Origin of the sequence: Mesotoga infera (assembly GCA_011045915.1) — a bacterium.
Taxonomy (GTDB): Bacteria; Thermotogota; Thermotogae; order Petrotogales; family Kosmotogaceae; genus Mesotoga; species Mesotoga infera_D.
In genome coordinates this window covers 1-8862 of sequence record DSBT01000162.1, presented here as the reverse complement: position 1 = coordinate 8862, position 8862 = coordinate 1, and the positions used below count along the sequence as shown (strand labels likewise).

The 8862-nt window shown below is 48.2% G+C and carries 7 protein-coding genes; 6 read left to right on the top strand and 1 reads right to left on the bottom strand.

The features are described 5' to 3' along the window. Window positions 1-757: 757 nt before the first annotated feature. From ENN47_05770 to ENN47_05745, 6 genes are all read left to right on the top strand, one after another. Complete coding sequence (locus ENN47_05770; GenBank protein ID HDP77680.1) at window positions 758-1792, top strand: dipeptide epimerase; 1035 nt, start codon at window positions 758-760, stop codon at window positions 1790-1792. Window positions 1793-1834: 42 nt separating this feature from the next. After that, entirely contained in the window at window positions 1835-3406 is a 1572-nt protein-coding gene (locus ENN47_05765; protein HDP77679.1) for an ABC transporter substrate-binding protein, read from the top strand. A gap of 73 nt (window positions 3407-3479) precedes the next feature. Continuing rightward, window positions 3480-4490 carry an ABC transporter permease gene (locus ENN47_05760; GenBank protein HDP77678.1) on the top strand — a complete coding sequence of 337 codons (1011 nt, stop codon included), beginning with the start codon at window positions 3480-3482 and terminating at the stop codon, window positions 4488-4490. A 5-nt stretch (window positions 4491-4495) separates the two neighbouring features. After that, a complete protein-coding gene (locus ENN47_05755; GenBank protein HDP77677.1) occupies window positions 4496-5368 on the top strand; it encodes an ABC transporter permease in 873 nt (290 codons plus the stop codon). Window positions 5369-5372: 4 nt separating this feature from the next. Further along, window positions 5373-6365 carry an ABC transporter ATP-binding protein gene (locus ENN47_05750; GenBank protein ID HDP77676.1) on the top strand — a complete coding sequence of 331 codons (993 nt, stop codon included), beginning with the start codon at window positions 5373-5375 and terminating at the stop codon, window positions 6363-6365. Next, the gene (locus tag ENN47_05745) at window positions 6358-7323 is read left to right on the top strand and encodes an ATP-binding cassette domain-containing protein (GenBank protein ID HDP77675.1); all 966 of its coding nucleotides are present in this window, start codon (window positions 6358-6360) and stop codon (window positions 7321-7323) included. The genes ENN47_05750 and ENN47_05745 overlap by 8 nt, the downstream gene beginning before the upstream one ends. Before the next feature lie 58 nt (window positions 7324-7381). Here the strand turns inward: ENN47_05745 and ENN47_05740 are convergent, their stop codons facing one another. Next, the gene (locus ENN47_05740) at window positions 7382-8275 is read right to left on the bottom strand and encodes an EamA family transporter (protein HDP77674.1); all 894 of its coding nucleotides are present in this window, start codon (window positions 8273-8275) and stop codon (window positions 7382-7384) included. Between the last annotated feature and the right edge of the window lie 587 nt (window positions 8276-8862).

Here is an 8862-nt window from a genome sequence, read left to right as displayed (position 1 = left end):
TTCTCACCGCGAAGTAGGCCTTGCGTCCCACCGAAGGTGGCATCACTTCCGTCGATGCTTTTCGGCGCATCACTTCTCCGGACGTTTCTCCGGGCATCACTTCCTAGCGTTAGAGAGCCTCGTATCCTGCCGAAGGCAGCCCTGCGTCCACCGATGTTCTTCGGTGCCTTGCTCTCTTTCCAGCGTGCAGCGTTTCTTTTGCCAAGCGGTTCCTTCCCCGCGAAGCGGAACTGGTCTTTGCGAAGCAAAGACTGGCCGCCGGAGGCGACTGGCTACGCGAAGCGTGACTGACTTTCAGATCTCCTCCTGCCTAAGGCAGTCCTGCGTCCACCGATGTTCTTCGGTGCCTTGCTCTCTTTCCAGCGACCAGCTGCAGCGTTTCTTTTGCCAAGCAGTTCCTTCGCCGCGAAGCGGAACTGGCCTTTGCGAAGCAAAGACTGGCCGCCGGAGGCGACTGGCCACGCAAAGCGTAACTGGCTTTCTCCTGATCTCTCGTAGTCCTTCTGAACAAACTTTGCCTGCTCATCTGTCAAATATTGCGAAATATAAGCCATAAGGTACTCGTCAGGGCCATAAGTAAATGACAAAAGCCTTAATACGATGTTTTGCAGACGTTACCTGAAGTATGATATAACTAAGTATTCGAAAGCCGAGTTATGCACTCCATTTTGATGAGATTTCGATTTAAGGTATTATTGTATAGATGTTTTTTCACTGTTGAAAGTGGACTGTGCTTTCTTATTAAGGGGAGGAAAGGATGAATATCAAGGACTTACGCTTCACCGAGAAGAAATGGGACTTCGTAAAACCTTTTCACATCGCAAACAACGTTTCCAGTTCCAAAGTCAACATTGAGGTCGAATTGGTCCTATCGGACGGAACGATCGGACTCGGAGAGTCATCCTCGTCCTTCAGAGTGAACGGGGAGAGCGGAGCCGCAATCTTTCAGCTCCAGAAAGAAATCCTTGAAATTATTAGAGATCTCGACGTCCGAGACTACAGGAGAATTTTCGCAAAGCTCGATGCATATTCAAGAACGGCTCCCAGTTTGAAGGCCGCCATTCAGTTTGCCACTCTTCACGCCTTTTCCAGATTAATTTCCACGCCTGTCTATCAGATTCTTGGCGGGATGAAGGATTACGTCGAGACCGACAAGACGGTCAGTATCGGGAGTCTGGAAGAGACGGTCCATGACGCTAAGGAGATCTTCGAAGCGGGGCATAAAGTTATCAAGATGAAGGTTGGCGAAGATGTTAAGAGCGACATAGCCAGGGTACTGGCAGTCAACGATGTGATCAAGGGCGTCAGGTATGTTATAGATGCAAACACAGGCTACACACCCAAAGAAGCTTTGAGATTCATAGATGCCATGTACAGAAGCGACGTGCCCGTGGGGATATTCGAGCAGCCGGTGCCTGCCGAAGATTTCGAAGGGCTGAAAATAATCAGGCAGGGCTCCATGTATCCTGTTGGCGCAGATGAAAGCGCAAAGACGAAGTATGACGTTATGAGGCTTATAAAGGAAGGCGCAGTCGATTACGTCAATATCAAACTCATGAAGTCGGGACTGTCAGATGCTCTTGCGATTGTAGAGATGTGTAACAGCGCGGGTATAGGTCTTATGATCGGCTGCATGAGCGAGTCTGGTATAGGAGTCTCTCAGAGCGTTCATTTCGCAGCCGGAACCGGCGCATTCACTTATCACGATTTAGATTCTCATTTACTGCTTAAGAATGTCGATCCTGTAGGATTCAGGCAGGAGAAAGATAGACAGTATCCAGTTCTATTCTGAGTTTTGTCATCACCCTTTAACGTGGGAAAAGGAGGTGCAAGAATGAAGCGAAGCTTCATACTGATTTCTCTAATGGTACTTCTTGTTGCAGCCATGGGATTTGCTGCGACACCGAAAGACACTCTTGTAATAGGCGCAAACACGGGGATCTTTATTACCATGGATCCGGCCGTTGCCTATGAGGTCTTTCCGAACAAAATCGTCGCCGCCATCTATGCTCAACTAGTCAAGCTAGAGGCAATTGACGGCGTCATCGTTCCAGTCCCAGACATTGCCGAGAGCTGGGAGATTTCCGATGATGGACTTACCTACACCTTCAATATCAGGAAGGGAGTCAAATTCTCCAACGGTGATGATCTGACAGCAGAGGACGTTCTCTTCTCTCTGAAGAGACCAATCGTTCTCGAGTCTGTTTCTGCGTGGTTCTTGGTCGATATCTTCGGCATAAACAAGGACAACGTGGATGAGAAAATACAGCAGATCGACGATTACACCGTGTCGATAACCTTGAACGCTCCTTATGCAGAAAACATCACACTCGGAATTCTATCCAACATGTTCACAGGTATTGTCAACAAAGACGTAGTCCTTGAACACGAAGTCGATGGAGACCTTGGTGGCGCATGGCTTACAGACCACTCTGCAGGCGCCGGTCCATACGTTCTCGTTCAGTGGGAAAGAAACAACGTTATCCTTCTAGAAGCCAACCGCTATTACTACGGTGAACAGCCTCCTATGCAGAAAATCATGGTAAGAGACATTCCAGAGGCATCCAACCAGAGACTTCTTCTCGAAAGAGGAGATATCGATGTGGCATGGGATCTCACGCCACAGCTGCTTGAAGAGGCCAAGAGAAATCCCGACATCGTTGAAGTCAAGGTTCCGGGACATTCAAACGAGTATCTAGCGATGAACGCTACATGGGGACCCCTTGCAAATCCAAAAGTAAGAGAAGCCGTAAGATTCTCAATCAATTACGAAGAGATAGTTGAGGACATCATGCTCAATAATGCTCTCCTGGTACAGGGTTTCATAAACAAGGGCTACTTCGGCTACGTCGAAGAGAACCCGTTCTACCAGGATGTCGAAAAGGCAAAGGCTCTTCTAGCCGAAGCAGGTTATCCTGATGGATTCGAAGTCGAGCTTCTGACTAGCAACACTGACACGAGAAAGGCTGAGGCCGAGAAGATTCAGGCCGACCTGGCGCTTTCAGGAATAAAGGCCAACATAGTAATAATGCAGTCTTCTCAGATGTACGCCAAGTACCGTGCACAGGGTCATCAGATGATAATCGCCGGCTGGGGTAATGACTATCCCGATCCGGACAACCTTGCGATGGCTCATGCCAGCTACAGGGCAAATCAACTAGCATGGAGAAATGCATGGTACGATGACTATGCAGCGACACTTTGTGAGTGGGGTCAGATAGAGCCCAATCCAGACAAGCGTGAACAGATTTACAAGGATCTTACAGAATACTGGTTCCACAACGGACCTTTTGCGATGCTTTACCAGACCGTAGAGTTCTGGGGAATTCGCAAAGAAGTGAAGAACTTCGATGAAGCCGCTTTCGGCTACGGAATGTTGTTCGACTTCACTAAGGTCTCCAAATAAAGTATCCCCCGCCCCGCTCAGCGAGCGGGGCGTTGCTTTCTAAAAAATCGGTTATTGATACGGGGGTAAATCTATGAACTTCGGACAATTCTTACTCAGAAGATTATTCTTAATGATCATAGTTCTCTTCGGAGTCGCCTGTATTGTCTTCTTTATTGCAAATGTAATACCCGCCGACCCGGTCGGCGCGATTCTTGGAGGCAATGCACCTCCTGAGGCCGTTGATAGACTCAAGGCAAAGCTGGGTTATGACCAGCCACTCATTATCAGATTCGGTAAATTCATCACCGGTGCGGTTCAAGGAGATTTCGGTGTTTCCTTGAAGACTTCTAATCCCGTTATGGAAGATATTCAGAACTATTTCCCCGCCACAATGGAGCTTGCTCTCGTTGCGATTGTAATATCTATCATACTTGGGATTACGCTGGGTATATTATCTGCCGTTCACCGTAATAAAGCCATAGACCAGTTTTCGAGAGTCTTCTCTATCCTGGGGGTCTCTATGCCTGTTTTCTGGATCGGACTTCTTCTTCTGCTTGTCTTCTATTTCAAGCTTGGCTGGCTTCCGGGAAGCGGGAGACTGGGTTTCTTCACCTATCCACCACCCAGAGTAACTGGAATGTATTTAATAGACTCGGTTATAGCGGGTCAATGGGACACTTTCAAAGAGGCCCTGTTGCACATTCTTCTTCCTGCATTTGTTCTCGGTTATAACGCAACTGCATCCATAGCGAGGATCACAAGGGCCAGTATGCTGGACGTACTGAGGCAGGATTTCATAAGGACGGCAAAATCAAAGGGATTAAGAAAGAACATAGTCATATATCGCCATGCTCTTCGTAACTCTCTGATACCAACCGTCACGATAATCGGGTTAGTCTTTGGAAGCCTGCTCGAGGGAGCTGTTCTGACTGAAACGGTCTTCTCCTGGCCCGGTCTGGGCAGATACATAACCACCGGAATGCTCTTCCTTGACTATCCGGCAGTAATGGGTGGAACTCTATATATTGCCCTTATCTACTCAATCGCAAACCTAATTGTAGATATTCTTTACGCTCTTCTCGATCCAAGGATGAGGATGTGATCTAGATGGCTAAGACAGTGAAAGTATCTAAACCATTCATGGATGATTTGAAGCACACAGTCTTTCTCTGGAGAAAGAGCCGCCTTACAATGGTCGGATCGGCATTGATTCTGATCTTTCTTCTCATGGCAGCTTTTGCGCCACTTATTGCTCCATACGATCCCGTACAGCAGAATCTGCAGGACAAGCTGCAGGCACCCAGTTGGCAGCATCTCTTTGGAACTGATCAGTTCGGAAGGGATATCTTCAGCAGGGTAGTTATAGGATCGAGAATCGCTCTGTGGATTATATTCCTGGTTTCGGTAATCAGTGGCTCAATAGGTATCATTGTGGGTGTTACGGCGGGCTATTTTGGCGGGATTGTTGACGAGGTGCTCATGAGAATAACCGACATGTTCCTGGCCTTTCCAAGTCTCGTGCTCGCTATGGCCTTTGCGGCTATGCTGGGGCCAAATCTAACAAACACGATAATTGCCATATCTATTGTCACGTGGACTACATACGCGAGGCTTTCAAGAGCGGAAGCTATAAAAGTCAAATCGCAACCATATATTGAAGCAATTCGCGCGGCCGGCGGAGGCAATCTCAGGATAATGTTCCTTCACGTGCTTCCGATGTGTATCTCTCCCGTTCTGGTTCAGTTGACTCTCAGGATGGGAACCATAATCCTCACCGCAGCAAGTCTCGGTTTCCTCGGATTGGGCGTTCAACCTCCAACACCGGAGTGGGGAGCCATGGTTTCCGATGGAAGGAATTACCTGATCGATCAGTGGTGGATATCTACCTTCCCGGGAATATTCATTGCTTTCGTCGTTCTTGGATTCAATCTCCTCGGTGACGGAATAAGAGACATGCTCGATCCAAGGTTGAGGAGGTAATCGTATGGAACTAAGAGGAAAACTACTTGACATATCTAACCTGAAGGTCTCTTTTCACACATACAGGGGAGTAGTGAAGGCACTGAACGGCGTTGAACTCTGGATGGATTCCGGAGATAGGCTTGGAGTAGTGGGAGAAACCGGCTGCGGAAAGTCGGTAACGTCGCTCGCGGTAATGCGATTGATAGAACAGCCAGGAGAGATTCAGGAAGGAAAAGTTATTTTCAACGGCACGAATCTTGTTGAACTCTCTGAAGAGAAGATGAACAGAGTGAGGGGCGTTGAGATGTCGATGATCTTCCAGGAGCCGCGTTCATCACTGAACCCAGTAATGAAGGTAGGCTATCAGATAGGAGAGTCTATTGCGAAATCCAAGAAGATCAAGATCAAACAGACCTACCCGGAGGTCAAAGAGATACTCCGCCTTGTCGGGCTCGATCCCGAAAGAGTTATGAACAGTTATCCTCATGAGCTTAGTGGCGGAATGTCACAAAGAGTGATGATAGGAATGGGCCTTGCAAGTCATCCTAAGCTGCTAATCGCAGACGAACCAACATCCGCTCTTGACGTTACCATTCAAGCTCAGATTCTTGAGTTGCTCGACGAACTGGCCAGAAAGATGGGCAACGCCGTCATGTTGATTACGCACGATATGGGTGTCGTTGCCGAGTTCTGTGACAAGGTCCTTGTAATGTACGCCGGAAACTCGGTCGAATATGCGTCAACAGCCAAACTGTTCGAAAAGCCGTTACATCCTTACACGGGCGGTTTGCTTCAGGCGGTGCCTAGAGTAGGAAGAACAGATGAACTCATGGCAATAAAGGGAACTGTTCCCGATCTGGTTAACCCTCCATCTGGCTGCCGATTCCATCCGAGATGTCCGCACGCGATGGATATCTGCAAAGTGGAAAGGCCACCATTTGTGGAGATCGAACCCGATCATTATGTTGCCTGCTATCTCTTCAAAGGAAAGAGCGAGGTGAGAGAAGATGGCTGAGACCTTGATCAAGATCAAGAACCTGAAGACTTACTTCCCGGTTAAGAAGTCGATCTTCTCGAAGAAGCTCTTTGTTAGAGCAGTAGACGACGTGAATATGGACATTCCAACGGGCTCAACCTTTGCCGTGGTCGGAGAGTCTGGCTCGGGAAAGACGACTCTTGCCAGAACTGTTTTGAGGCTTATCGAGCCGACCTCAGGTGAGATAGAATTCGAAGGAAGGGACATACTTGGACTCAAAGGCAGGGACCTGCTCGAAGTTAGAAGAAATATGCAGATCGTTTTCCAGGACCCGTACAATTCGCTTCATCCCAGAAAACTGATTAAGAACATAATTGGGGAAGGAATGAAGATTCATTTCAAGATCACCGACGTCGAAATAAGAGACAGGATAGCGGCCGTTCTGAAAGAAGTAGGGTTGATAGACGATCACATGTACAGATACGCACATGAATTCTCTGGTGGGCAACGTCAGAGAATCGCATTTGCCAGAGCCATGGTTCTCAAACCGAAGTTCATCGTCCTTGACGAGCCAACCTCGGCGCTGGATGTCTCAGTTCAGGCAATGGTTCTCAAAATGATGAAAGAGATAAAGGTTCAAGAAAATCTGACGTATATGTTCATAACACACAATCTGTCTCTAGTGGATTATATTGCCGACAGAGTGGCCGTTATGTATGTCGGAGAAGTAGTTGAGATGGGCGACAAGAGCACGATATTCGAGCATCCCTCTCACCCATACACTGATCTGTTGATGGCTTCCAACCCTGTCCCGGATCCGAAGTTCGTAAGGGAGAAGCGTTTGATGAAAGGGGAGATACCCAGTTCGATCAATCCACCATCGGGCTGCAGATTCCACAATAGGTGCCCATTTGCCGATGAGAGATGCGAGAGGGAAGAACCAGAGTTGAGGGAGATAAAACCCGGTCATTTTGTAAGGTGCCACTATCCACTCTGAGATCCTGATACTACTATGAGGCATGTCCATTGCGGCATGCCTTTTTCTTGGATGCTTGTTATTCCGATACTTTGATCTTGGATTTCTGAACTATAAGAACTCCGAGAAGAACAGCAGCCATAGAAAGGATCATGAGAAAATTGATCTTCTCGCCGAGAAAGATGGCTCCCAGAGAGACGGCGACAAGAGGATTTATATATGCATAAGTACCGGCTTTTGTTGCGGGCCACTTTTGAAGAAGATATATGTAGCTGCTGTAGGCAATCAGGGACCCGAAAACAACGAGATAAGCGATTGCCAGAAAAGAGTTCATCGAGAACCTTACTCTGGAAAACTCACCGCTAACGGCCGAAACAAACATCAGCCCCACACCACCCGCAAACATCTGAATCCCGATATTTGACACTATCGAACTTTTCCCCTTGAAGGTTCTTGAGAGTACCGTTCCAGTAGACCAGAGGAAGCTGGCAGAGAGAAGCATAAGTATTCCTGGGATGTCGATAGAAATACCATGTTCGGCAGGAACCAGAAGAAAGTAGACACCGAAAAAACCCAGTAGAAGTCCCGAAAGCGCCTTCAAAGTCAACCGAGTAGTTCTAATGAAAAAGTGCTCCAATACCCCGGCAAAGATCGGGATGGTAGCCATTATGAGAGAAGCAACACCTGAATCTACCCACTGCTCTGCAAACACAACGAGGCCATTTCCACCGAGCAACATGAATAGACCGATAAGCGACAATTTAGCAGACTCGCGCTTGCTTGCGGGAAAGGCGTAGCCTCTGATATACGAGAAAGCAATCATAATTAAGCCAGCTATGAGGAACCTGACGCCGGCAAAAAACATCGGCGGCATTCCCTCAACACCGATTTTTATTGCCAGATAGGTCGATCCCCAAAAGAAACTGACGAGAATATAAGCGAGGATCGCCATTCCATCTCCACTTCTCTTCAAGACAGAACCTCAGCCTTCCGAGTGGTAATCGGGATAATGATCGAATTATCTAATAACTTTCAGTTAAAAACAATACGGTTTAGAAACTTTTGTGAGAAGGGAAAGACGAGGCGGGGGTAGCGGGTTGGGTTGGAAAGAGCGGAATAAGACGCAAGCCTGCCGCCGGCAGGAAGTGAGGCTCGCTGGCGCGAGGAAGTGATGCCACCTTCGGTGGGACGCATTGCACTGAAAAGCATCAGTGGACGCAAGGCCCGCTTCGCGGGAATGAAAACTCTTGGAGAGCAAAAGAGACTACTTCGCCGTTGAACGGCTCTCCGTCTCCGCCGAGAAAAACCTGTTCTTCGTTCCAAAGCGAGGATCTGTTCTTTGTTCTTGGAATTCGCTGATCGCTTGTAAAAGCTCAGTTGCAAGTTCCAAGATGCAAGTTGTAAGAAAAAGAGGGAAGAACGGGGTTGGGGGCTGCGGGTTCGTGGTAGGAAAGAGCGGAATAAGACACAAGGCTGCCTTCGGCAGGAGGCAAGGCTGGGATGAACATCCCAGGTCGCAATGCCCGCTTCGCGGGGAAAGAACCGATTTTCGCTTACGAG